We start from the raw sequence: 617 nt of genomic DNA, 5'->3' as shown, positions 1-617 counted from the left end.
AGGTACGGCTGGGCGGCACTGATCACCGAGCCGGATCCCGGATGGAATAGGGGTGTAAACAACGAACCCAGGAAGGACGTGGACGCCATGACCGCCGTCCAGCACCCCACGAACATCACTTCTGAGCGCGACGGCACCGTGGTCTCCATCGGCGCTACCGGCGCGACCGTGACCGAGACCCGTCGCAGTAAGGCCACCCGTTACACCCTCGCCGGGCTGCGTCTGGCCCTGGGGTGGGTGTTCCTGTGGGCGTTCATCGACAAGATGTTCGGCCTGGGTCTGGCCACTCCGGCCAAGGGGGCGTGGATCGACGGTGGCAGCCCGACCGCGGGTTTCCTCGGCAAGGCGGTCGCGGGTCCGTTCGAGGGCGTCTATCACGGCATCGCCGGTGCGGCGTGGGCTGACTGGCTGTTCATGATCGGTCTGGCCGCGATCGGCACGGCCCTGATCCTCGGTATCGGCATGCGTCTCGCGGCGGCGGCCGGCAGCCTGCTGCTGGTGCTGATGTGGACCGCGGTGCTGCCTCCGGAGAACAACCCCTTCATGGACGACCACCTCGTCTACGCCGGAGTCCTGGCCGTGCTGGCCCTGACCGCCGCCGGGGACACCCTCGGCCT

1 protein-coding gene is annotated in these 617 nt (G+C 68.4%); it reads left to right on the top strand.

The genetic code is table 11. From position 1 onward, the window contains the following. Positions 1-87: 87 nt before the first annotated feature. The coding region (locus Aau02nite_RS46000) for a DoxX family membrane protein (RefSeq protein WP_212995025.1) at positions 88-617 on the top strand (530 nt) is incomplete at its 3' end.

This window comes from Actinoplanes auranticolor, from assembly GCF_018332655.1.
GTDB lineage: Bacteria > Actinomycetota > Actinomycetes > Mycobacteriales > Micromonosporaceae > Actinoplanes > Actinoplanes auranticolor.
This window is presented reverse-complemented; position numbering and strand designations above follow the sequence as displayed.